Annotated in this window: 19 protein-coding genes; 5 read left to right on the top strand and 14 right to left on the bottom strand. The window is 73.5% G+C overall.

Annotation, left to right across the window (positions count from 1 at the left end; all coding sequences use genetic code 11):
• Positions 1–75: 75 nt before the first annotated feature.
• The 5 genes from PUR26_RS29325 to PUR26_RS29345 all read right to left on the bottom strand — a co-directional run bounded on the left by PUR26_RS29325 (position 76) and on the right by PUR26_RS29345 (position 7231).
• On the bottom strand, positions 76–2205 hold the full coding sequence (locus PUR26_RS29325) for a 3-hydroxyacyl-CoA dehydrogenase NAD-binding domain-containing protein (RefSeq protein ID WP_329876942.1): 2130 nt from the start codon (positions 2203–2205) through the stop codon (positions 76–78).
• Positions 2202–3428 (bottom strand): thiolase family protein, encoded by a 1227-nt coding sequence (locus PUR26_RS29330; protein ID WP_329876944.1) that lies wholly within the window; start codon positions 3426–3428, stop codon positions 2202–2204. Before PUR26_RS29330 ends, PUR26_RS29325 begins: the two co-directional genes overlap by 4 nt.
• Positions 3429–3988: 560 nt before the next feature.
• Complete coding sequence (locus tag PUR26_RS29335; RefSeq protein WP_329876945.1) at positions 3989–5284, bottom strand: ribonuclease D; 1296 nt, start codon at positions 5282–5284, stop codon at positions 3989–3991.
• A 79-nt stretch (positions 5285–5363) separates the two neighbouring features.
• The gene (locus tag PUR26_RS29340; RefSeq protein ID WP_329876947.1) at positions 5364–6026 is read right to left on the bottom strand and encodes a helix-turn-helix transcriptional regulator; all 663 of its coding nucleotides are present in this window, start codon (positions 6024–6026) and stop codon (positions 5364–5366) included.
• Between the two features lie 533 nt (positions 6027–6559).
• Positions 6560–7231, bottom strand: a complete 672-nt coding sequence (locus PUR26_RS29345; protein WP_329876949.1) for a DUF3000 domain-containing protein — start codon at positions 7229–7231, stop codon at positions 6560–6562.
• Between the two features lie 196 nt (positions 7232–7427).
• Here PUR26_RS29345 and hemE point away from each other — a divergent pair, with 196 nt between their 5' ends.
• The 3 genes from hemE to PUR26_RS29360 all read left to right on the top strand — a co-directional run bounded on the left by hemE (position 7428) and on the right by PUR26_RS29360 (position 10247).
• Positions 7428–8435: a uroporphyrinogen decarboxylase gene (gene hemE / locus PUR26_RS29350; protein WP_329877220.1), complete on the top strand. Its 1008-nt coding sequence runs from the start codon at positions 7428–7430 to the stop codon at positions 8433–8435.
• A 79-nt stretch (positions 8436–8514) separates the two neighbouring features.
• Positions 8515–9603 carry a MerR family transcriptional regulator gene (locus PUR26_RS29355; protein WP_329876951.1) on the top strand — a complete coding sequence of 363 codons (1089 nt, stop codon included), beginning with the start codon at positions 8515–8517 and terminating at the stop codon, positions 9601–9603.
• Complete coding sequence (locus tag PUR26_RS29360; RefSeq protein WP_329876953.1) at positions 9600–10247, top strand: tetratricopeptide repeat protein; 648 nt, start codon at positions 9600–9602, stop codon at positions 10245–10247. Before PUR26_RS29355 ends, PUR26_RS29360 begins: the two co-directional genes overlap by 4 nt.
• Positions 10248–10302: 55 nt before the next feature.
• Here PUR26_RS29360 and PUR26_RS29365 read toward each other — a convergent pair whose 3' ends face one another.
• From PUR26_RS29365 to PUR26_RS29380, 4 genes are all read right to left on the bottom strand, one after another.
• Positions 10303–10836 (bottom strand): hypothetical protein, encoded by a 534-nt coding sequence (locus tag PUR26_RS29365; RefSeq protein WP_329876955.1) that lies wholly within the window; start codon positions 10834–10836, stop codon positions 10303–10305.
• Positions 10824–11492, bottom strand: coding sequence for a hypothetical protein (locus PUR26_RS29370; RefSeq protein WP_329876957.1), 669 nt, complete (start codon positions 11490–11492; stop codon positions 10824–10826). The genes PUR26_RS29365 and PUR26_RS29370 overlap by 13 nt, the downstream gene beginning before the upstream one ends.
• A gap of 737 nt (positions 11493–12229) precedes the next feature.
• A complete protein-coding gene (locus PUR26_RS29375; RefSeq protein WP_329876959.1) occupies positions 12230–13612 on the bottom strand; it encodes an FAD-dependent oxidoreductase in 1383 nt (460 codons plus the stop codon).
• A gap of 20 nt (positions 13613–13632) precedes the next feature.
• Positions 13633–14586 (bottom strand): DUF4349 domain-containing protein, encoded by a 954-nt coding sequence (locus PUR26_RS29380; RefSeq protein WP_329876962.1) that lies wholly within the window; start codon positions 14584–14586, stop codon positions 13633–13635.
• A gap of 125 nt (positions 14587–14711) precedes the next feature.
• On the opposite strand from PUR26_RS29380, the gene hemG reads away from it, so the two are divergent.
• Entirely contained in the window at positions 14712–16163 is a 1452-nt protein-coding gene (gene hemG / locus PUR26_RS29385; protein WP_329876964.1) for a protoporphyrinogen oxidase, read from the top strand.
• 10 nt (positions 16164–16173) lie between these two features.
• Positions 16174–16896 carry a hydrogen peroxide-dependent heme synthase gene (gene hemQ, locus PUR26_RS29390; protein WP_329876966.1) on the top strand — a complete coding sequence of 241 codons (723 nt, stop codon included), beginning with the start codon at positions 16174–16176 and terminating at the stop codon, positions 16894–16896.
• 230 nt (positions 16897–17126) lie between these two features.
• Here the strand turns inward: hemQ and PUR26_RS29395 are convergent, their stop codons facing one another.
• The 5 genes from PUR26_RS29395 to PUR26_RS29415 all read right to left on the bottom strand — a co-directional run bounded on the left by PUR26_RS29395 (position 17127) and on the right by PUR26_RS29415 (position 23388).
• A complete protein-coding gene (locus PUR26_RS29395; protein ID WP_329876968.1) occupies positions 17127–18767 on the bottom strand; it encodes an alpha/beta hydrolase in 1641 nt (546 codons plus the stop codon).
• Between the two features lie 184 nt (positions 18768–18951).
• Positions 18952–19698, bottom strand: a complete 747-nt coding sequence (locus PUR26_RS29400; protein WP_329876969.1) for a TIGR04222 domain-containing membrane protein — start codon at positions 19696–19698, stop codon at positions 18952–18954.
• Positions 19699–19868: 170 nt separating this feature from the next.
• Positions 19869–20891: a TIGR04222 domain-containing membrane protein gene (locus PUR26_RS29405; protein WP_329876971.1), complete on the bottom strand. Its 1023-nt coding sequence runs from the start codon at positions 20889–20891 to the stop codon at positions 19869–19871.
• A complete protein-coding gene (locus PUR26_RS29410; protein WP_329876973.1) occupies positions 20888–22429 on the bottom strand; it encodes a DUF692 domain-containing protein in 1542 nt (513 codons plus the stop codon). Before PUR26_RS29410 ends, PUR26_RS29405 begins: the two co-directional genes overlap by 4 nt.
• An 89-nt stretch (positions 22430–22518) precedes the next feature.
• A complete protein-coding gene (locus tag PUR26_RS29415; protein ID WP_329876975.1) occupies positions 22519–23388 on the bottom strand; it encodes a DUF4142 domain-containing protein in 870 nt (289 codons plus the stop codon).
• Between the last annotated feature and the right edge of the window lie 86 nt (positions 23389–23474).

Here is a 23474-nt window from a genome sequence, read left to right on the forward strand (position 1 = left end):
GCCGGTACGCCCGCACAGAAAGCCGCCCCGGTACCGCGTGTGCGGTGCCGGGGCGGCTGTGTACTGGCTCAGGCGTTACGCCGGGACGCTCGCCACGCCCTGCTGCAGGAACGGCTTGCCGTTCACCCGCTGCGAGACGCCCTCACGGTCCAGGTACGGCGTGATGCCGCCCAGGTGGAAGGGCCAGCCCGCACCCGTGATCAGGCAGAGGTCGATGTCCTGCGCCTCGGCGACGACACCCTCGTCGAGCATCAGGCCGATCTCCTGCGCCACCGCGTCCAGGACGCGGTCGCGGACCTGCTTCTCCGTCAGGACGACGTCGCCCTGCTTCAGGAGCGCGGCGACCTCGGGGTCCAGCTCCGGCTTGCCGGAATCGTAGACGTAGAAGCCGCGCTTGCCGGCCTCGACGACCGCCTTGAGGTTCGGGGACACCGTGAAGCGGTCGGGGAAGGACCGGTTGAGGGTCTCCGACACGTGCAGACCGATGGCCGGTCCGACGAGCTCCAGCAGGACCAGCGGCGACATCGGCAGACCGAGCGGCTCGATGGCCTTCTCCGCAGTGGCCACCGGGGTGCCCTCGTCGATGACGTTCTGGATCTCGCCCATGAAGCGGGTGAGGATGCGGTTCACGACGAACGCCGGGGCGTCCTTGGTGAGGACCGCGGTCTTCTTCAGCTTCTTCGCCACGCCGAAGGCGGTGGCGAGCGAGGCGTCGTCCGTCTTCTCGCCGCGCACGATCTCCAGCAGCGGGAGGATCGCGACCGGGTTGAAGAAGTGGAAGCCGACCACGCGCTCCGGGTGCTCGAGCTTCGAGGCCATCTCCGACACGGAGAGCGAGGAGGTGTTGGTGGCGAGGATCGCGTGCGCCGGAGCGACCGCCTCGACCTCCGCGAACACCTTCTGCTTGACCGACATCTCCTCGAACACGGCCTCGATGATGAAGTCCGCGTCGGCGAAGCCCTCGGCCTTGTCCAGAACGCCGCTCACCAGCGCCTTGAGACGGTTGGCCTTGTCCTGGTGGATCCTGCCCTTGCCGAGCAGCTTGTCGATCTCGCCGTGGACGTAGCCCACACCCTTGTCGACGCGCTCCTGGTCGATGTCCGTGAGGACGACCGGGACCTCCAGGCGGCGCAGGAAGAGCAGCGCCAGCTGGGAGGCCATCAGACCGGCGCCGACGACGCCGACCTTGGTGACCGGGCGGGCCAGGCCCTTGTCCGGCGCACCGGCCGGGCGCTTGGCGCGCTTCTGGACCAGGTTGAAGGCGTAGATGCCGGAGCGCAGCTCGCCACCCATGATCAGGTCGGCCAGCGCGGTGTCCTCCGCGTCGAAGCCCTTCTGGAGGTCGCCGTCCTTGGCGGCCTCGATGATCTCCAGGGCGCGGTACGCGGCCGGGGCGGCGCCGTGCACCTTGGAGTCGGCGATGAACCGGCCCCGCGCGACGGCCTGGTCCCAGGCCTCACCGCGGTCGACCGCGGGGCGCTCGATGACGATCTCGCCCTTGAGGACGGACGCCGTCCAGATCAGCGACTGCTCCAGGAAGTCGGCGCCCTCGAAGATCGCGTCGGCGATGCCGAGCTCGAAGACCTGCGCACCCTTGAGCTGCTTGTTCTGGTTGAGCGAGTTCTCGATGATGACCGAGACCGCGCGGTCGGCACCGATCAGGTTCGGCAGGATCGCGCAGCCGCCCCAGCCCGGAACCAGGCCCAGGAAGACCTCCGGCAGCGAGAAGGCGGGCAGCGCCTTCGAGACTGTGCGGTACGAGCAGTGCAGACCGACCTCGACGCCGCCGCCCATGGCCGCGCCGTTGTAGTACGCGAAGGTCGGGACGGCCAGCGCGGACAGCCGCTTGAAGACGTCGTGGCCGCCCTTGCCGATGGCCAGCGCGTCCTTGTGCTGCTTCAGCAGCTCGACGCCCTTGAGGTCGGCGCCGACGGCGAAGATGAACGGCTTGCCGGTGATGCCGACGCCGACGATGGTGCCCTCGGCGGCCTCCTTCTCGACCTGGTCGATGGCGGTGTTCAGGTTCGCCAGCGACTGGGGGCCGAAGGTGGTCGGCTTGGTGTGGTCGAAGCCGTTGTCCAGCGTGATCAGGGCGAACCTGCCCGCGCCGCCCGGCAGGTCGAGGTGGCGTACGTGCGCCGACGTCACTACCTCGTCCGGGAACAGCTCGGCCGCACCCTTCAAAAGCTCAGCGGTGGTGCTCACTTGCTGCCTCCGGCGTCCTTGTGGTGCGGGTTCTCCCAGATGACCGTGGCGCCCATGCCGAAGCCGACGCACATGGTGGTGAGGCCGTAGCGGACCTCCGGCTGTTCCTCGAACTGCCGCGCCAGCTGCGTCATCAGGCGTACGCCGGAGGAGGCGAGCGGGTGACCGTACGCGATGGCGCCGCCGTACTGGTTGACGCGCGCGTCGTCGTCGGCGATGCCGTAGTGGTCCAGGAAGGCCAGGACCTGGACGGCGAACGCCTCGTTGATCTCGAAGAGGTTGATGTCCTCGATCGACAGGCCGGCCTTGGCGAGGGCCTTCTCGGTCGCGGGGATCGGGCCGTAGCCCATCACCTCCGGCTCGACGCCGGCGAAGGCGTACGAGACCAGGCGCATCTTCACCGGCAGGTTGTTCTCGCGGGCGAAGTCCTCGGACGCGATGATCGACGCGGTGGCGCCGTCGTTGAGACCGGCGGCGTTTCCGGCCGTGACGCGACCGTGCACGCGGAACGGCGTCTTCAGGCCCGCGAGGCTCTCCAGGGTCGTGCCCGGGCGCATCGGCTCGTCGGCGGTGACCAGGCCCCAGCCGGTCTCGCCGGCCTCCGGGTTGGTGCGGCGCACCGAGACCGGCACGAGGTCCTGCTGGATCTTGCCGTTGGCGTACGCCTTGGCGGCCTTCTCCTGCGAGCGCACGGCGTACTCGTCGGCGCGCTGCTTGGTGATCTGCGGGTAGCGGTCGTGCAGGTTCTCCGCGGTCATCCCCATGAACAGGGCGGACTCGTCGACCAGCTTCTCCGACACGAACCGGGGGTTCGGGTCGACGCCCTCGCCCATCGGGTGGCGGCCCATGTGCTCGACACCACCGGCGATGACGGCGTCGTACGCGCCGAAGGCGATGGAGCCGGCCACCGACGTCACGGCGGTCAGCGCGCCCGCGCACATGCGGTCGATGGAGTAGCCCGGCACGGACTGCGGCAGACCCGCGAGGATGCCGGCCGTGCGGCCCAGGGTCAGGCCCTGGTCACCGATCTGCGTGGTCGCGGCGATGGCGACCTCGTCGATCTTCGTGGGGTCGAGGTCCGGGTTGCGGCGCAGCAGCTCCCGGATCGCCTTCACGATGAGATCGTCGGCGCGGGTCTCGTGGTAGATGCCCTTCGGGCCCGCCTTGCCGAACGGGGTGCGGACGCCGTCGACGAAGACGACGTCCCTGACGGTACGAGGCACGATGGCTCTCCTCCAGGGTGCGGGGTGGCACTGCTGCGGAGCACGCCCGAGGACGCGCTGCACACGGTCATGCTACTTGCGGGTAACCAGGCTGCACAGTCCCCCCGCCCGGAGCGGCGAAGGTCACACTCCGTTCCCCCCGGACGGCGGCGCCGGGAAGGCGCGCGGGAGCGGGGGGAAGGGGCGTACGGAAGCGTTCCCGCCCGGCGTGATCCGGACACTCCCGGTGGCCGCCCCGCCCCGGGAACCACGCGCTCCTCGCCGGGACGGACGGACGCGGGGAGCCGGGGGCGGTCCGGAAGGCAGGTCCGCCGCGAGCGCGGGCGCGCGCCGGCGGTCGGGTGCGACGGGGGGCAGGCAGGTGGGCCCGGGGGTCGGGTGCGCCGGGGGAGTTGCCGCCCGGGAGCGCCGGCGGCGCGGAAGGACCGGGAGGCCGGGGGGAGGAGCCGGCCCGTGTACGCGGGTGCCCCGGACGCGCCGGAGGCCGGTCGCCGGAAAGCGCGATGCCCCCCGAGGGCGCTCGTGGCGAGGGGGGCGATCGTGCGTCGGGCCGGGCGGCGTCAGCCCCGGGCGGGCGTCAGCGCCGCCACCAGCACCGGGGTGACCTGGTCGATCTGCCAGGGCCGCGCACCGTATCCGGCCAGCGCGTCGGCGATCGCCTCGGCCGTCGGCTCCTTCGGCGGCTCCCAGCACACCCGGCGCACGGTGTCGGGCGTGATCAGGTTCTCCTGCGGCATGTTCAGCGTCTCGGCCAGCGCCGAGACCGCCGCGCGGGCCGCCGAGAGCCGGGCCGCGGCCGCCGGGTCCTTGTCCGCCCAGGCGCGCGGCGGCGGCGGACCCGTCAGCGGCTGTCCGGGCTGGGGCAGCTCGGAGTCGGGCAGCGCCTTCGCGCGGTCGACGGCCGCCTGCCACTGCTCCAGCTGACGGCGTCCCATGCGCGGCCCGAAACCGGCCAGAGCGGTGAGGGCGTGCACATTGGCCGGCAGGGCGAGGGCCGCCTCGACGATCGCGGTGTCGCTCAGCACCTTGCCGGGCGACACGTCACGGCGCTGCGCGATGCGGTCGCGGGCGTTCCACAGCTCGCGGACGACGGCCATCTGGCGGCGCCTGCGGACCTTGTGCATCCCGGACGTACGGCGCCAGGGGTCCTTGCGCGGGGGCGGCGGCGGGGCCGAGGCGATCGCGTCGAACTCCTGGTGGGCCCACTCCAGCTTCCCCTGCCGGTCGAGCTCCTTCTCCAGCGCGTCCCGCAGGTCGACGAGCAGCTCGACGTCCAGCGCGGCGTACCGGAGCCAGGGCTCGGGCAGCGGCCGGGTGGACCAGTCCACCGCGGAGTGGCCCTTCTCCAGGGCGTACCCGAGGACGGACTCGACCATCGCGCCGAGGCCGACACGGGGGAAGCCCGCGAGGCGTCCGGCCAGCTCGGTGTCGAACAGCCGGGTGGGCACCATGCCTATTTCGCGCAGGCACGGCAGGTCCTGGGTGGCGGCGTGCAGGATCCACTCGGCCCCGGCGAGGGCCTCGCCCAGGCCGGACAGGTCGGGGCAGCCGACCGGGTCGATCAGCGCCGTCCCGGCACCCTCCCGGCGCAACTGCACCAGATAGGCGCGCTGGCCGTAGCGGTATCCGGACGCGCGCTCGGCGTCCACGGCGACGGGGCCGCGGCCCGCCGCGAAGGCGGCGACCACCTCGGCCAGGGCATCCTCGTCGGCCACCACGGGGGGCATGCCCTCGCGGGGCTCCAGCAACGGGATCGGCGCCCCGTCGACGTCGACGCCTGCGAAGCCGTCGTCCGGGGGGCCGCCCCCGGAGGTTCGCAGTGCCGTCTCTGCTGCGGTCTCTTGGGCGTCGGTCACCTGTCAAGGGTATCCGTGAACGGAAGGGCGCCCGTCGACGGAACGTTCCGTCGACGGGCGCGGATGTGGAGGGAACCGGTCAGTGGATGATCCCGGTACGCAGTGCGACCGCCACCATCCCGGCCCGGTCGCCCGTGCCGAGCTTGCGTGCGATACGGGCCAAGTGGCTCTTGACGGTCAGCGCGGACAGGCCCATCGAGACACCGATGGCCTTGTTGGACTGGCCTTCGGCGACCAGGCGGAGCACCTCGACCTCACGGCCGGAGAGCTCCCGGTAGCCGCCCGGGTGGCTCGGAGCGCCGGGGGGACGGCGGTGCAGCCGGGCGGCGGCGGCGCCGATGGGGGCGGCGCCGGGTCGGGTCGGGTGTCCGATGTTGGTGCGCGTACCGGTGACGACATAGCCCTTGACGCCGCCCGCGAGGGCATTGCGGACGGCGCCGATATCGTCGGCCGCCGAGAGCGCCAGGCCATTGGGCCAGCCGGCGGCGCGGGTCTCGGACAGCAGGGTCAGCCCGGAACCGTCGGGCAGGTGGACGTCGGCAACGCAGATGTCGCGCGGGTTGCCGACGCGGGGGCGAGCCTCCGCGATGGACGACGCCTCGATGACGTCACGTACTCCGAGCGCCCACAGATGGCGGGTGACGGTGGAGCGGACGCGTGGGTCGGCCACGACGACCATGGCCGTCGGCTTGTTCGGGCGGTAGGCGACCAGGCTTGCGGGCTGCTCGAGGAGAACGGACACCAGGCCTCCTGGGAAGGTGCGGGACACAGCCGGCTCGGGGAAGAAGCCGGGGCGAACCGTGCTTGAAGGGTCACAAACCTCTTCGGCAGCTTGGCCGCCCGCCTTTAGAGGAAGATCACGATTTGGTGAGTAACAATTGGGGCAATTAGGACGGGTGATCGATCATCCTACGAGCGGCCGCCGCGCCGTAGCGGCCGAGACGGTTGGGGCTTTTGGGACTTCTGAGCCTTGGGTGATCACCGGTACCACCCCGCCGGCTCCTTGACGCCGCCCGGCCCGCACGCTCCGGCCGCACTCGTAGCGGGCCACCGGGCCGCCGTACGCCCCCCGGCCGGCCCTCCGGCCCTCCGGCCCTCCGGCCCTCCGGCCCTCCGGCCCGGTGGAGCGGGGGAGTGGTGGAGCGGCCCGTGGTCCGGCCCGGTGGCCCGGCGGAGCGGAGCGGTGCGGCGGCGGAGCGGCGGTCGGTCTCTCGGCACCCCACCGGCCCGGCGGTGGACACGCCGCCACCCGCGCCCCTTCCACCGCTCGTGTACCTACGGGTGCTGGGGGCCCCGACGCTGCGGCAGCGACACCACACCGGCCCCCGCCTCCAGCGGCCCGGGGCCCGACGGCGGCAGGCCCGCGACCTGGCACAGCAGGTCGCACCAGGCCGTCAGGTGCGCCGCCGTGTCCGGCACCCCGCCGTGCCCCTCGCGCGGCGTCCAGGACGCGCGGATCTCGATCTGGGTCGCCGGCCGGCGCTCCGCCAGTCCGCCGAAGTAGTGGGACCCCGCACGGGTGACGGTCCCGCTGGCCTCCCCGTACGACAGGCCCCTCGCCTCCAGCGCCCCGGTCAGCCAGGACCAGCAGACCTCCGGCAGCAGCGGATCGGTGGCCATCTCGGGCTCCAGCTCCGCCCGTACCAGCGTCACCAGCCGGAACGTGCCCTGCCACGCGTCGTGCCCGGCCGGATCGTGCAGCAGGACGAGGCGGCCGTCCGCCAAATCCTCGTCGCCCTCGACGACCGCCGCCTCCAGCGCGTAGGCGTGCGGGGCCAGGCGCTGCGGCGGCCGGGTCGGCTCGACCTCGATCTCCGGCCGCAGCCGGGCCGAGCGCAGGGCTTCGACCGCCATCCTGAAGGCGGGCGGCAGGGCGTTCCCCTTCCCGCTGTCCGTGCCTTCGGCGCCGTCGGATTGATCGGAGAACTGTCCCTGAGCCGCAGCCATGCGGGGAAGAGTAGGCGGAACAGGCGCCTCGCGCAGGGAGAGACACCCTCACCGGGCAACCTCCTTGCCCGCTCATGCGAAGATTCTGGGCGTGAGTGCCAACGACCTTCCCCCGACTCAAGGCTCCGCCCGCACCGGGGACACCCCCTCCCCGGCCCGGCGGACGCAGCCACTCGACTCCGCGGACTCCGCCTTCCTGCGGGCGTGCAGGCGTGAGCCGGTGCCGCACACCCCCGTCTGGTTCATGCGCCAGGCAGGGCGCTCGCTGCCGGAGTACCTGAAGGTCCGCGAGGGCATTCCCATGCTCGAATCGTGCATGCGGCCCGAACTGGTCACCGAGATCACTCTGCAGCCCGTGCGGCGGCACAAGGTCGACGCCGCGATCTACTTCAGCGACATCGTGGTGCCCCTCAAGGCCATCGGCATCGACCTCGACATCAAGCCGGGCGTCGGTCCGGTCGTCGCCGAGCCGATCCGCCGCCGCCAGGGCCTGGAGCGGCTGCGCGACCTCACCCCCGAGGACGTCTGGTACGTCACCGAGGCCATCGGCATGCTCACCGGTGAACTCGGTGCCACCCCGCTCATCGGGTTCGCGGGCGCGCCCTTCACCCTCGCGAGCTACCTCGTCGAGGGCGGCCCGTCCCGCAACCACGAGCACACCAAGGCCCTCATGTACGGGGACCCGCAGCTGTGGGCAGACCTGCTGGACCGGCTCGCCGACATCACCGCCGCCTTCCTCAAGGTCCAGATCGAGGCCGGCGCCTCCGCCGTCCAGCTCTTCGACTCCTGGGTGGGCGCCCTGGCCCCCGCCGACTACCGCCGCTCCGTCATGCCGGCCTCCTCCAAGGTGTTCGACGCGGTCGCCGGGTACGGCGTCCCGCGCATCCACTTCGGCGTCGGCACGGGCGAGCTCCTCGGCCTCATGGGCGAGGCGGGCGCGGACGTCGTCGGTGTCGACTGGCGCGTCCCGATGGCCGAGGCGGCCCGCCGGGTCGGCCCCGGGAAGGCGCTCCAGGGCAACCTCGACCCGGCCGTCCTGTTCTCCACCACGGAAGCGGTCGAGGCCAAGACCCGCGAGGTGCTGGACGCCGCTTCCGGCCTGGAGGGCCACATCTTCAACCTCGGCCACGGCGTGCTGCCCACCACGGATCCGGATGCCCTGACCCGTCTCGTGGAGTACGTGCACACGCACACCGCGCGCTGAACCGGCGCGGGCCTCCCGCCGGGGGCCCGCGTCCCGCCCGGTTGACCTTCAAGCGGGTCGAAGGCCCACACTCGCGGCCATGGACGACACCGAAGCGCTGCTGAGCATCGGCGCCTTCGCCCGCCGGGTCGGGCTGGCGCCGAGTGCCCTGCGGTTCTACGACGACTGCGGCGTACTGCGCCCCGCCCACGTGGACGACACCACGGGCTACCGCTACTACCGGCCCGGCCAGGAGACACGGGCCGTCCGCGTGCGGCGGCTGCGTGAGGCGGGCCTCCCGCTGGTCGAGGCCGCCGTGGTGCTCGACGCGCCGCCCGAGGAGGCCCGCGCCGTACTGGAACGGCACGCGCGGCACACCCGGGAGACGGCGCGCGCCGCGCAGCGAGTCATCGAGGAGGTCCTGCGCGGTCTGCCGGGCGAAGCCGGGAGCGCGGTGGCCCGCGTCGGCGGCGCCGAACTGGCCGGCGCCGTACGCCAGGTCGCTCCGGCCGTGGCCCGCGGCGCGGTCGCCGACCGCTTCCCGGCCCTCGGCCGCGTACTGATCGAACTCGACGGCCAGGAGATCCGCCTGGTCGCCACCGACCGCTACCGGCTGGCCGTGCGGGTGCTGCGGCCCGGCACCCACGGCGGCCCGCCCCGCAGCGTCCTGGCCGACGCGGCCGCCCTGCGGGACGTCGCCGCCTGGGCCCTGACCCGGCCCGAGGTCCGGCTGGAGAGCGACGGGCGCGAGGCCCGTGTCCACGGCGACGGCGAGACCCGCACGCTGCCGTCCCTCGACGCGGAGTACCCCTCCTACCGGATGGTCCTCGACGGCCTCCCGGCCCCCGTCCACCGGCTCATCACCGGGCGGGAGGCGCTGCGTGACGTCGTCGCCGGGGCCACCGGGACCGGCCGGCCCCTCGCCCTGCGCGCCGACGACACGGGCCTCACCGTCCTCTGCCCCGGCACCGACGGCGTCCTGCTGCCCGCCATCCGCACCGGACCGCCCCTGGGGATCACCTTCGACCCGGACGTCCTGCTGCCCGCGCTCGACGCCGGAGTCGGCCCCGATGTGCTGCTGGAGATCTCCGGCGACGGCCTGCCCGTCACCGTCCGCTCCGCCGACCAGGGCAGCTTCACCACCCTCGTCATGCCCGTCCGGAACCCCGCTGGAAGGACCACCCCGTGAACCCCGACAACCCCGTCGTCCGGCTCTGCGCCCGCGGCATGCGCGCCGAGGCCGACGGCCGGGCGGACGACGCCCACGCCCTGTTCCGTCAGGCGTGGGAGGCCGCCGGCGACGACTACGAGGCCTGCGTCGCCGCGCACTACCTCGCCCGCCACCAGCCGACGCCCGAGGAGACGCTGCGCTGGAACCAGGAGTGCCTCGACCGCGCCGACCGGGTGGGCGACGACCGGGTCAAGGGCTTCTATCCGTCCCTGCACCTGAACCTGGGCCGGGCCCACCGGGACCTCGGCCGCCCCGACCGGGCCCGGGAGCACTTCGCGCGGGCCGCCGCACTCGTCGACGCGCTGCCGCCGGGCCCCTACGGCGACTGGACGCGGTTCGCCGTCGGCGAGGGGCTGCGGGCGACCGGAGCGGCCGCCCCGCGCCCGGGCGACGCCGACCTGACCGGCCTGCTGGAGCGGCTCTGCGCCCGCGCCGACCTCAAGGCGCTCGCGCTGATCCTCCCCGCCCACCTCGCGGACCTCGGCACCGACGAGGACCGCACGCGCCTGTCCACGGCGCTCCACATGGTCCACGCGGCCCGCTTCCTGCCCGAGGACGAGCAGGCCACCCTGAGCCGTGTGATCGGCACGCTCACCCCGTAGGGCGGGGCAGGCGGACGTCCACCGATCCGCTCGCCCCAGGAGGTGTGCGGCGGCGTCAGTTGCCGGGGCCGCCCTCGGAGTCGGACTGGCCGACGGTCATGGCCCAGCGCACTGCGCTTGGCGCGTCGACCTTGATGGATGCGGCTTCCTGTTCCCGCTTCAGGTCGATCTGGTTGTAGGTGGTGCTGGTCTCCCCCGTGGTGCAGTTGAGTGGAAAGCTTATCGCCGACGGAGTGTAGGTTACGGTGATCGTGCCTTTTCCTCGGCAGGCCACCAGAATCCCGAGGGCGCCTTCGTCGACTCTGTCCTCGATGGAAACCTCTCTGTTTCCCTGTGCGTTCGCCACCTGTGCCACCACCTTTCCTTCGGGCAGCCTCGGCGGCAATACGGTGAGATCCTTTGAAGGCTGATCGGTAGGGAAACCCGAATGTCCCGGGGGTGAGGACTGTCCCGTCTTCGCGGGGGTCGCTGCGTCCTCCGGCTTGCCGTCGGTGCAGCCAGCTGCGAGGACAAGGAGAAGGGTGCCGATTCCTGTTCCTGTTCCTTTGTATGCGCGGCGCCGGAAAGTTGTCATCGTCAGCGTTCCCATATGTACCACCCGACGTGCCATGGTGTGTGGCTGACCACGGTGTTCTGCGGGGAAGTCCTGCAGTTGCGGTAAATCGTGTAACTCTTGCCGGTGACCTTCAGCCGCCACACGCCGTACTGGGCGTACGTGGTCTTCCTCGGCGGGGTGTCGACCTGCATCTCGTTGCCGATCCTGACGCCCACCTTCGCGGACAGCTCGACCGCGTACTTGCCCTCGATCTCGGCAATCAGCGCGTTGGCCGAGACCTTGAGTTCGCCGGTTACCGCTACGCCGACCTCTCCGGAGGTCTCGGACTTGAACCAGGACCGTGCCGTTCGGCTCGTCCCGTTGTAGTTGGCCTGCTTTGCGCCGACGCGCTGATGGACCTTGCCGTTCTTCTTCGTCGACGTGTAGACATTGCGGCGATCACAGCGGTCCGCATGTGTTCCGCCCGTTGGCTTGTCCGCTTCCGGAGGCAGGGGTGCTTCTTCCTCGGGGGCGGGAGTCGAGCCGTCTTCCAGCTCTTCGGGCGGCTCCGGCTGAACGGTTCCCTCCTCGACGGGAGCGGTGGAAACGGTCGGCTCTGGTTCTTCGGTGGCGGCGAACGCAACGGAATCCATTCCGGCAACCATGAATAACGCAGCGGCGGACGCCGCGAAAACCTTTCTCACGTTCATCCCCCCACGCCTGGTCCTGTGTGGCTGCCTCCAGGACAGCCGGTCGACGAGAACGTATCCCATTTCTCTCGCCTGCGTGTCGACGGGTGAAGATTCTGAGGTCGATCTGAGGGTGGAGCGCCCCCATCCATTTAGACGGTGCCCATGCGCGCCTTTCCGGCTCCTGATGCGCGTCATGAAATGGCCAGTACGGCTTGTTCTGAACAGTCCTGACCGAAAGGTGCGGTGGTCGATAGGTGCGGGTATTCAGTTGAACGTGCATCAAAAGGACGTGAGTTATTCCTCGGGGCGGTTACCGGGCCGCGCATTCCGTCGCCGTGGAGGACCGGGCTTTCCCTGGCTCAGGTCACGGGCCGCGGCCGTCTCGTCCCCGGCCGTGAGGAGGCGGCGGAGCGGACGCGGCAGACGCGACTGTTCCCGACGCGGATCGCGCCTTCGCGGGCGGTTGCGGTCAGCGGCGGATGGCGGAGGCGGGGACCGCAGCCGCCCGGCATACAGCAGCGTTCCCTGATGCCGAGGTGCACCAGGGTGCCGGGGTGCTCACGCCCGGGGTGGAGACCGGCTCGCGGGCCGGGCGGTCCGGCCGGGCCAGGGGCGGGCCCAACCCGTGACGGGTCGTGACGCCATGGACCGTGGAGACCGGCCATCCCCTGGACCCGGCCGGTCCTGGTGCCTTCCGGACCCGACGGGCCCTGTTGACGGGCTCGCTGATCCGACCCGGGATCGGACAAGGGGCCTCAGCCCCCCTCCGCCTCCCGTACCGCCGCGACCGCCTTGCGGGCCGCGACCTGGACCGGGTCCCAGACCGGTGAGAACGGCGGGGCGTATCCCAGGTCCAGGGCGGCGACCTGCTCCACCGTCATGCCGGCCGTCAGCGCCACCGCCGCGATGTCCACCCGCTTCGCCGCGCCCTCGCGGCCCACGATCTGGGTGCCCAGCAGCCGGCCCGTGCGGCGCTCGGCGATCATCTTCACCGTCATCGGCGCCGCGCCCGGGTAGTAACCGGCACGGCTCGTCGACTCGACGGTCACGGTCACGAACCGCAGCCCCACCGCGTGGGCGTCCTTCTCGCGCAGCCCGGTACGGGCGATCTCCAGCGAGCAGACCTTGCTCACGGCCGTACCGACCACCCCGGGGAACGTGCCGTAACCGCCGCCCACGTTGGCGCCGATGACCTGGCCGTGCTTGTTGGCGTGCGTGCCCAGCGGGATGTGGCGCTCACGGCCCGAGACCAGGTCCAGCACCTCGACGCAGTCGCCGCCCGCCCACACGTTCTCCTGGCCGCGCACCCGCATGGCCAGGTCGGTCAGCAGCCCGCCGTACTCGCCGACCGGCAGGCCCGCCTCCCGCGCCAGCGTGGTCTCGGGCTCGACCCCCATGCCCAGGATCACGACGTCCGCCGGGTACTCGGCGTCCTCGGTCGCCACCGCCCGCACCCTGCCGTCCGCACCCGTGAGGACCCCGGTGACGTCGGCGCCGCCGACGGTGGTGATGCCCAGCCCGTCCATCGCCTCGTGCACCAGCCGGCCCATGTCGGGGTCGAGCGTGGACATCGGCTGCTCGCCCCGGTTGAGGACGGTCACCTCGTAGCCCCGGTTCAGCAGCGCCTCCGCCATCTCCACGCCGATGTACCCGGCGCCGACCACGACGGCCCGCCCGCCCTCCGTACCGGACAGCGTGTCGAGCAGCGCCTGGCCGTCGCCCAGGGTCTGCACCCCGTGCACGCCCGGCGCGTCGATGCCCGGCAGCGGCGGCCTTACCGGCCGCGCGCCCGTCGCCACCACCAGCTTGTCGAAACCGGTCCACGACTCGGAGCCCGAACCCAGGTCCCGCGTCCTCACCCGCTGCCCGGCCAGGTCGAGTCCGGTCACCTCGGTCCGCATCCGCAGATCGATGTCCCGCTTGCGGTGCTCCTCGGGGGAGCGGGCGATCAGCTCGTCGCGCTCCTGCACCTCGCCCCCGACCCAGTACGGGATCCCGCACGCCGAGTACGAGCTGAAGTGCCCGCGCTCGAACGCGACGATCTCCAACTCCTCCGGGCCCTTGAGCCTGCGGGCCTGCGACGCGGCGGACATCCCCGCCGCGTCGCCGCCGATGACCACCAGTCGTTGCTGTCCCATGCGGAACAAGCTAACGCCGATCACTCACCTTCGGGGGAGCGGGCCTCCACCGGTCCGGCGGCCGGGCGCCGGGGCAGCCGCGGACGCACCAGCCACCGCCACGCCGCCCAGGCCAGCAGCAGGACGGCCGCCCAGGGAGCCACCGCCGCCAGCACGATCACGGTCCACCTCGCCGCCGTCACCAGCGAGTCCCAGCCGCCGCCCAGCGCGTCCAGCACGCCGGGGTCCTCCTCCCGCTCCTCCCGGTGCTCCTCGGGCTCGCTCAGCCGCAGGGTGATCGTCGCCATGGTCGTACGGTCCTTCAACGACGCCTGCTGCGCCAGCAGGGACTCCAGGTCCGCCTGACGGCTGCTCAACTGTCCTTCCAGCGCGACCACGTCGCTCAGCCCGGTCGCCCGCTCCATCAGCTTGCGCACCCGGTCGACGCTCGCCCGCTGGGTGGCGATCCGGCTCTCCACGTCGACGACCTCTTCGGTGACGTCCTTGGCCTCCGCCTTGCGGGAGAGCAGCTTCCCGGCGCCCGCCAGCTCCTTGAGCACCGCGTCGTACGAGGACTGCGGGACCCTCAGCACGATCTGCGACGTCACATGACTGTCGTCGACCCGCTCGGTGGTCTCGTTCGCGGCGTGTCCGCCGGCGGCCTCGGCGGCGGTGCGGGCCTCTGCCAGCGCCCGGGTGGCGTCCGCGACCTCCACGGAGAGTTCGGCGGTACGGACGACGTGCTGCTGCGGGGCCGCCGTGCGCTGACCCGCCCGACCGGGTGCGGCGGCCCCGGGCTTCGCCCCGCCGGCCTGCCCGTCGGCCGCGTATCCCGGGCCCGCGCCACCGGTGACGGTTTCCGCGGCACTCCCTCCCCGCTCCGCCGCGTCGGGAACGCCCTTCGTGGCCCGGGCGCCGTCGTCGCCCGCGCCGCAACCCGCGAGCGCGAGAGAGGCGGTGAGCAGTACGGCCGCGACCGCGTGTGGTGCGCGCATGGTCCCCCCAAGGGTCCGTCGTCAACAATGCCCTTTCGACGTGCGGGCCCGGGGCGACGGTTGCGCCGTACGGTTCCGAACGGGTCACGGTCAGGACTCGTTACGGGGTTTGAGACAGTGGAGCCATGAACGCGGACACACCCCCGGGCCATGTCGTCGTCATCGGGGGCGGCATCGCCGGTCTCGCCGCCGCCCACCGGCTGCTCGCCGCCGGCCGGCGCGTGACCCTGCTGGAGGCGACCGACCGGCTCGGTGGCAAGCTGCACGCCGGGGAGATCGAGGGTGCCCCCGTCGACCTCGGCGCCGAGTCGATGCTCGCCCGCCGCCCCGAGGCCGTCGACCTCGCCGGGGCGGTCGGTCTCCGCGACCGGCTCCAGGAGCCCGCCACCGCGACCGCCGCCGTCTGGAGCCGCGACGCCCTGCGGCCCATGCCCAAGGGCCATGTCATGGGCGTCCCGGGCGACCCGGCCGCACTGGCCGGTCTGCTCTCCGCCGAGGGCCTCGCCCGCATCGCCCGCGAGGCCGGCCTGCCGCCCGCCGAGATCGGCGACGACATCGCGGTCGGCGCGTACGTCGCCGACCGGCTCGGCCGTGAGGTCGTCGACCGGCTCGTCGAACCGCTGCTCGGCGGGGTGTACGCCGGCGACGCCTACCGGATCTCGATGCGGGCCGCGATGCCCGCCCTCTTCGACGCCGCCCGCGACCACACCTCCCTGCTCGAAGCGGTCCGCGACGTGCAGAGGCGCACGGCGGCGCAGCCCCGGACCGGTCCCGTCTTCCTGGGCGTCGAGGGCGGCGTCGGCCGGCTGCCCCTGGCCGTCGCCGACGCGATCACCGCCCAGGGCGGCGAGATCCTCACCGGGACGCCCGTGCTCGGCCTGACCCGTCGTGCCGGCGAGGACGGCCGCGGCGGCACGGGCGCCGTGGGCTGGCGCGTGCGCACCGACCGGCGGGTGATCGACGCCGACGCGGTGATCCTCGCCACCCCCGCCTGGTCCGCCTCGGCCCTCCTGGCCGCCGAGTGCCCGGCCGCCGCGGCCGAGCTCGCCGCAGTCGAGTACGCCTCCATGGCCCTGGTCACGCTCGCCTTCCGCCGTGCGGACGTCGCGGGGCTGCCCGCCGGCTCCGGCTTCCTCGTCCCGCCCGTCGACGGCCGCACCATCAAGGCGTCCACGTTCTCCTCCCAGAAGTGGCGGTGGGTCGCCGAGGGAGCCCCCGGCCTCTTCGTCCTGCGCACCTCCGTCGGCCGGTACGGCGAGGAGGAGCACCTCCACCGCGAGGACGCCGAACTCGTCTCCATGTCCCTGGCGGACCTGGCGGCGGCCACCGGTCTGGCGGCCCGGCCGGTCGCCACCGAGGTCACCCGGTGGATCGGCGGACTCCCGCAGTACCCCGTCGGCCATGTGGCCCGGGTCGCCCGCATCCGTGACGCCGTCGCCGAGCTGCCCGGACTGCGCGTCTGCGGCGCCGTGTACGACGGCGTGGGCATCCCCGCCTGCATCGCGAGCGCGCGGCGCGCGGCCGACGAGATCCTCGCCACGCCGACCCTGGCGCACGGCACTCCGAGGGACAAGTGAGAATAGCCCTATGAGTGCGCCCGAAAAGATCCCGAACGCCGGTAAGAAGGCGAAGGACCTCAACGAGGTCATCCGCTACACCCTGTGGTCCGTCTTCAAGCTGCGCGACGTCCTCCCCGCCGAGGACGCGACCCGGACCGCGTACGCCGACGAGGTCCAGGAGCTGTTCGACCAGCTCGCCGCCAAGGACGTCACCGTGCGCGGCACGTACGACCTGTCCGGGCTCCGCGCCGACGCCGACCTCATGATCTGGTGGCACGCCGAGACCGCGGACGAGCTCCAGGAGGCGTACAACCTCTTCCGCCGCACCCGGCTGGGCCGCTCGCTGGAGCCGGTCTGGTCGAACATGGCGCTGCACCGCCCCGCCGAGTTCAACAAGTCGCACATCCCGGCGTTCCTGGCCGACGAGACGCCGCGCGACTACGTCAGCGTCTACCCCTTCGTGCGCTCCTACGACTGGTACCTGCTGCCCGACGAGGACCGCCGGCGGATGCTCGCGGACCACGGCAAGATGGCCCGCGGCTACCCCGACGTGCGCGCCAACACGGTCGCCTCCTTCTCGCTCGGCGACTACGAGTGGCTGCTGGCCTTCGAGGCGGACGAGCTGTACCGCATCGTCGACCTGATGCGCCACCTGCGCGCCTCCGAGGCCCGTATGCACGTCCGCGAAGAGGTCCCGTTCTACACGGGCCGCCGGAAGTCCGTCGCCGACCTGGTGGCCGGACTGGCGTAGGGTCTTGCGTTCGGGCCGGATCGGCGAGCGGGGTCCGGCGGCGGGGTTGCGCCGTCGGGGCGCGCGAGCCCGGCGGGACCCGAGCGGCGGCCCCCTGGCCGGCGCCCTCGACGTGACGTCCGCCCGGTGACCCGGGCGGCGACCACGTCGCCGACACGGCCCACGGGCCGGCGAGGAACCTGGTGACGGGTCCGCCCCACAGCGGTCCCGTCGCCCATCGACCCGGAAGATCAGACGTCGGACGCGGGTCCGGGCGGAACGCCCGGCCCATCGGTCGTCCGCCGCTCCAGCGACACCGGGTCCGGCTCCGGGTGCGGCGCGCATGACGCGCGCCGCACCGGAGTCCTTCCCCGGAGGAGATACGCCTCCAGATGACCGTTGACGCAGGCGTTCGGACCGCCCGCCACCCCGTGCGTGCCGGCGTCCCGCTCGGTCACCAGCACCGATCCGGCCAGCCGTCGCCGCAGCTCCAGAGCGCCCTCGTACGGTGTGGCCGCGTCCCGCTCGGCCGCCAGGATCAGCGTCGGGGGCAGCGCGCCCGGTTCCGTACCCACGTCGAGCGGCCGTCGCCGGGGCACGGCCCAGAAGGCGCACGGCAGGTTCAGCCACACATTGGGCCAGGTCTCGAACGGCGCGACCTTCGCCAGCCGCGTGTTGTCCCGGTCCCAGACCCGCCAGTCCGCCGGCCAGGGGGCGTCGTTGCACTCCACCGCCGTGTACACCGCCCTGGCGTTCTCCGCCGCGGCCGCCGCCTCCGCGCCCCCGCGGGGGGACGCCTGCTCGATCAACGGCCGCGGATCGCCCTTGAGATACTCCGAGAGGGCGAGTGCCCGCTTCGGCCACAGCGCGTCGTTGTAGCCCGCCTGGAGGAACGCGGCCTGGAGGCGGCCGGGTCCGACCGTGCCGCCGGCCGGCCGTCGGGCCAGCCGTGCGGCCGCCGTGTCGTAACCGCGCCGCACCGCTTGTTCGGTGGTGCCGAGGTGGTACACGGCGTCGTGCCGGGCGGCCCAGACCCGGAAGTCCCGCCAGCGCCGCTCGAAGGCGAGCGACTGCCCGAGGTTGTTGGCGTACCAGATCCGCCCCGGGGAGGGGTCGACCGCCGAGTCGAAGACCATGCGGCGCACCCGGCCCGGGAAGAGCGTGGCGTAGAGCGCTCCGAAGTAGGTGCCGTAGGACGCGCCCATGTACGTGAGCCGGCGCTCGCCCAGCGCGGCCCGCAGCACCTCCAGATCCCGGGCGTTGTTCAGGGAGTTGTAGTGGCGCAGCGCCGGCCCCGCCCGGCGGGCACACCCCCGCGCGTACGCCCGCGCCTCGGCGATCCGCTCCTTCTTGTACGTCCCGGAGGGCTCGGCCGGCGCCTGCGCGGGGCCCTGGGGGGCGTCGGCCGGGTCCCGGCAGCTGAGCGGTGCGGAGCGGCCGACTCCGCGCGGGGCGTAGCCGACCAGGTCGTACGCGCCGGCGATGCGCCGCCACGCGGGAAGCCGGGCGGCCATGGGGAAGTACAGGGACGAGGCACCGGGACCGCCCGGGTTGAACACCAGCGCTCCCTGCCGTGCGGAGGGTGCGCCGAGGGCCCGGACGCGGCTGACGGTGAGCCGGATCCAGGACCCGCCGGGGCGCGCGTAGTCCAGCGGCACCCGGACGGTGCCGCAGCGGACGGACGCCGACAGCTTCTCCACGGCGGCGCACGGCCCGAAGCCGATGCCGCTCACAGCGGCGCGCCGGGCCGCCACTTCGGTGCCGAGGGCCTCGGCGGAGGCGGTGCCGATCCCCCTGGCGGAGGCGGAGGCGGAGGCGGAGGCGGGAGGAGGGGTGCCGAGCGCCGACACGACAAGGGCGCCGAGGGTGACGTACAGGGCGACCGCTCTCATCGCGTTCCCTTCGTGCGGAGGCTCCTCGCGCGGCGCACCGGGGCATGGCCCACGAGGCGCGACGCGGTCGCCGGGTGCCGGAAGGGAGCATCCTCCTCGCGGGGCACGGGTGTGTGAACGACCACGGCGCGGTGTCGGGGCCGATGCCCACGAAGGGGTGACCCGGGGGACGCCGGGACGTCGCTCAGTAGTTCCCGGGGGAGGTCAGGGCCGCCCGCAGGGCCGGGTCGTCGAGGGCGCGGACCCCCTCCACGGCGACGGCGGTGAGCGGGCCGCGCATAGGGATCTCCCGCAGCAGGTGCTGTCCGGCCGGGGATGCCCAGCGGGTGTAGGGGTGGACCTCGACGCGGGCGATCACCAGGCAGCCGAGCGTCAGGACGAGGGGGAGCGCGAACCAGGCCATGCCCGGTCCCGGGGGGATGTGTTCGGCCGGGAGCAGGAGCAGCACGGCGGCGGCGAGGGCGACCGTCAGGGCGGTGGAGCGGCGCACGGCCCGCAGCGCTGACGTGATGCCCGACCGGGCGGCGTCCGGTACGGCCAGGCCCGCCGCGACGAGGCGTTCGGCCAGTGCCCGTACCGGATCGGCGGCCGAGGCGGCGGCGCGTACCGCCGCTATCCGGGACTGGCCCCCCGGGCCGATCGCACCGATCACCGACCGCTCCAGCTCGTCCCGGCCCCGCGGGTCGACCACGGTCGCCCATCCGGTGTGCGCCAGGAGCAGGCCCCGGCGACGGTGCATCGAGACCAGCGTGAGGTCGGTGACCCGGAGCGGGCCGCCCGCCAGGAACGCCGCCTCGTACAGGCTCAGTTCCCGACTTCCCCCGACGGGCTCGGGTGACGGGCGCGCGGCTTCCAGGGCGGCGATGCACAGCCGCGCACAGCTGACGGCGGCCACGGCCCACGCCACCAGTACGAAGGGGACCCAGAGCATGCCGGAGTTCTACGCGAGGCCGTGGGCGCGCGCCACGGGGTTTCCAGTATGTGGACACGGGCGGGGTCGAACTCCCGTGTGGAGCAGGGGTGAACGGAACACTCCGGTCCGTCGCGACGGCGCGGCCGTCGGGTGTGCGCGGTCCCCCGGAAGGACTCGCCGGGCGGTCCTCATGAGCCGCCCCCGCCGCCGCAGCCGGAGCCTCCGCTGCTTCCGCAGCTCGAACCTCCGCCGCCGGACCCGCCACAGCTGGAACCTCCGCTGCCTCCGCAGCCCGAACCCCCGCCGCCGGATGCGCCTCCGCAGCCCTGTCCTCCGCCGCTGCCTCCGCAGCCCGATCCGCCCGGGGCGGTACCCGCGCACCACACCACGGCCGCCGCGCCCGCGGTCGGATACTGCTGGTCGGCCGACGACGTCCCACCGCCCGGCCGGCCCGCGGCCCCGCCCCTCCGGTGCATCCGTGCCGCCGCCCCGAGCTGCTCCCGCAGCACCGGGTCGGGCAGGGCGCGGGGACCGTACAGCGCGACCGGATGGCCGGGCGCGGGCACGGCGGCGTACGCCCTGCGGTACTCCTCCACCGCCCGCCGGCCCGCCCGGGTGATCCGGCCGCTCGCGACGGCGCCGCAGACGCCCGCCACGATCCCGCCGGCGACCAGTGCGGGCGCCACCTTGCCGAGGAACGGGAACGGAAGGTCGCCCGGCTCGGCCGAGCCCAGCTCGATCAGCGTCAGCACCAGTGAGGCGAAGAACAGCAGCAGACAGCCCAGTCCCTGGGCGAGGCTCAGGCGACGCCAGCGCCGGCCGGCCGCGCGCGGCACGAGGAGCCCGCGCGCGGCCAGGTCGTCGCCGACCTCCTGCACGGCCGGGTTGCGCATGGCCGCGAGCCGCAGGACGTGCAGCGCCCCGCTGGGCGCGGCGGCGTGCTCATGGAGCACCGCCCGTTCGACGTGGTCGTGGGCGACGGGCCGCCGGACGACGACGATCCCGGGCCCGCCGACGGCGAGGCGGCCGTCCGAGTGCAGCGCGGCGAGCGCGGCGTCGACGACCCGGGCGGGCCCGCCGATCAGGAACGCGGCCTCCGTCGCATCGTGCACCGGGCCGCCGGATCCGCGCCGGAAGGCCGTCACCCCGTGGATCAGCAGGGCCGACGAGACGGTGAGCGCGGCGTACAGGAGAAGGGCGAGGACGTTCACGGCCGCCTCGCCCCCCGGCCGAGCGCGGCCCGGGCCGCCCGGACGAGCCGGGTGACCCGGCCGGGCGGACGCGCGCCGGCGCGCTCCTGCCACCAGAGCGTGAGCCGCCGACGCGCCACCTCGTCGGAGGGGAGCCCGGCCACGAGCAGATGCTCGGCGAAGTCGAGGGCGTCGCGCCGGTGACCGCCGCGCAGGGGGCGGGCCCCGGCGTACGCGAGGAAGGCCCGCCGGTAGCCGTCCCCGAGGATCTCCGGCAGCTCGGGCGCGATCCTGGCGACCACCCCGGCCCGCTTCCCGGCGAGTGCCCGGGACTGCACCCGCAGCCGCGCGTGGTCGAAGCCCTCGGGCGCCGGCGTCCCGGCGACGAGCGCCGACAGCAGAGCGGCCTGGGCGATCCCCACCCGCTCCCGGGCTCCGCGCCCCGGCCGGTCCGGGCCCGGCGCGGGCGACGCCACGGCGGAACCCGCGGGCATGTGACGGCGACCGCCCGCCGACGCCGACGCCGACGCCGACGCCGGTACCGAGCCCGGTCCGGCTTCCGTACCCGTACTCCCCGCCCCGGTCCCGGCCGTGAGCGCGACCCCGGCCCCGACCCCGACCCCGACCGCGGGCGCGGGCGCCGGAGCGGCCTGTGCCCGGACGGCGGCGGACCGTCGGAGCGCCCCGGTCGCCCCGGTCGCCGCGAGGGCGCGCCCGCGCACCGGCGTACCGGTCCCGGCGAGGGTCAGCGTCTCCCGGATCGTGGTCAGCTCCGCGGCCAGCTCCCGCGCCGCGGGGAAGTCGTCGTCCCGCTCCAGCAGCACGCCCGGCGGCCGCACCCGGGACGCCAGATCGGCCAGCACGTCCAGGACCGGGGCGGTGACGGGGTGGGCGTGGGTGTCGTGCCAGACACCGTCGCGCTCGACGCCGCCCGCCACGTGCACATACGCGATCGCCTCGACCGGCAGCTCGTCCAGCGCCTTCGCCGGGTCCTCGCCGCGGTTCACGTGGTTGGTGTGCAGATTGGCGACGTCGATCAGGAGCCGGACACCGGTACGGGCCACCAGCTCCGCGAGGAACTGCCCCTCCGTCAGCTCCTCGCCGGGCCAGGAGATCAGCGCCGCGATGTTCTCCAGCGCCAGCGGCACCGGCAGGGAGTCCTGCGCGATGCGGACGTTCTCGCACAGCACGTCCAGCGCGTCCCGGGTGCGCGGGACGGGCAGCAGATGACCGGCCTCCAGCGGCGGTGACGCGGTGAGCGGCCCCCCGGCCCGTACGAACGCGATGTGCTCGGTGACCAGCGGCGCGCCCAGTGCCGTGGCCTTGGCGGCCAGCTCCGCCAGCCGTGCCTCGTCCGGGCGGTCCGCGCCCCCCAGCCCCAGCGAGACGCCGTGCGGGACGACCGTGACGCCCCGCTCGCGCAGCCGCAGCAGCGGGTCGGGCAGGTGGCCGACGCAGATGTTCTCGGCGACCACCTCCACCCAGTCCACCCCGGGCAGTTCCTCCACCGCGTCCGCCATCTCCGGACGCCAGCCGATGCCGATACCCAGTTCCGCCATGTCCCCCTCCTTCACCGCTGTGGAGGGGTAATGGCCCAGTGGCGCGTCGGTGAACCCGGGGGAGGGCAGGTTCAGAGCTCGATTTGAGGTTACGGCTGCTGTCCCGCGTCCGGCTGCTGTCCCGCGCCGGGCTGTTGCGGGGCCGGCTGCTGCCCCGGGTCGGGCTGCTGCGGGTCGGGCTGCTTGGCGTTCACGGGCGGACGGTTGGTGTTGATCGCGGTCGGGGCGCCCGGCTGGGTCGACGGCCGCGAGGTGAACGACTGGTCCGACCCCGACGGAACCGCCGGCGACGGCGCGGGCGGAAGGTTCCCGTTGGGCGCGGGCGGACCCGAGGGGCTCGCGGTCTTACGGCCCGCCGCCTCGTTGGCGATGGCGTCGAAGTCCACCATCCCGGTCTGCTCCAGCATCGTGATGTGGTCCAGCACCGTCACGTTGGCGTCACTGGCCAGCTGCCGTATCAGTGTGTTGCGCGTGGTGTGCCGGACCTCGGCGACCAGCGCGAAGACCTTGCCGTGCGCGTTGCGCAGCAGGTTCGCGAACTTGCGGTCGTACTCCTCGCCGCTCGCCGCCGAGAGTTCCCGCAGCCAGCCCTGCTGCTGCTCGTTCGGCTGGTTGGGCAGTTCCACGCCCAGCTTCGCCGCCACGTCCCGGGCCCGCTCGTCCAGGTCGGTGTGGCCGACGACGAGGTGGTCACCCGCGTCCTTGATGGCCTGGCTCGGCGCCCGCTCGATGGCCTGCTGGCCGGCCGGGAGCTCCCACAGGCCCGCCAGGCGCACCTTGACCAGGAAGTCGCGGTCCGTCGCCGACAGCGGGCCCCACTGGGTCGCTACGGTCGAGGCGTTGAGGTTGGCCGCGCCGGTGCCCGACCGGTCGGCGTAGGACCAGATCGGGAACGCCAGGGCCCCGACCGTGGCGACCAGAGCCGCGATGATGAGTGCCGTGCCGTTGATTCGCCGCAACAATGTGCCTCCCGAGCCGATGCGTGCCATCGCGGAACGGACCGGCGTGCAGAGACGCCGATCGACCTACCTGGCAGTATTGGGAG

This window comes from Streptomyces sp. SP18CS02 (assembly GCF_036322365.1).
GTDB lineage: Bacteria > Actinomycetota > Actinomycetes > Streptomycetales > Streptomycetaceae > Streptomyces.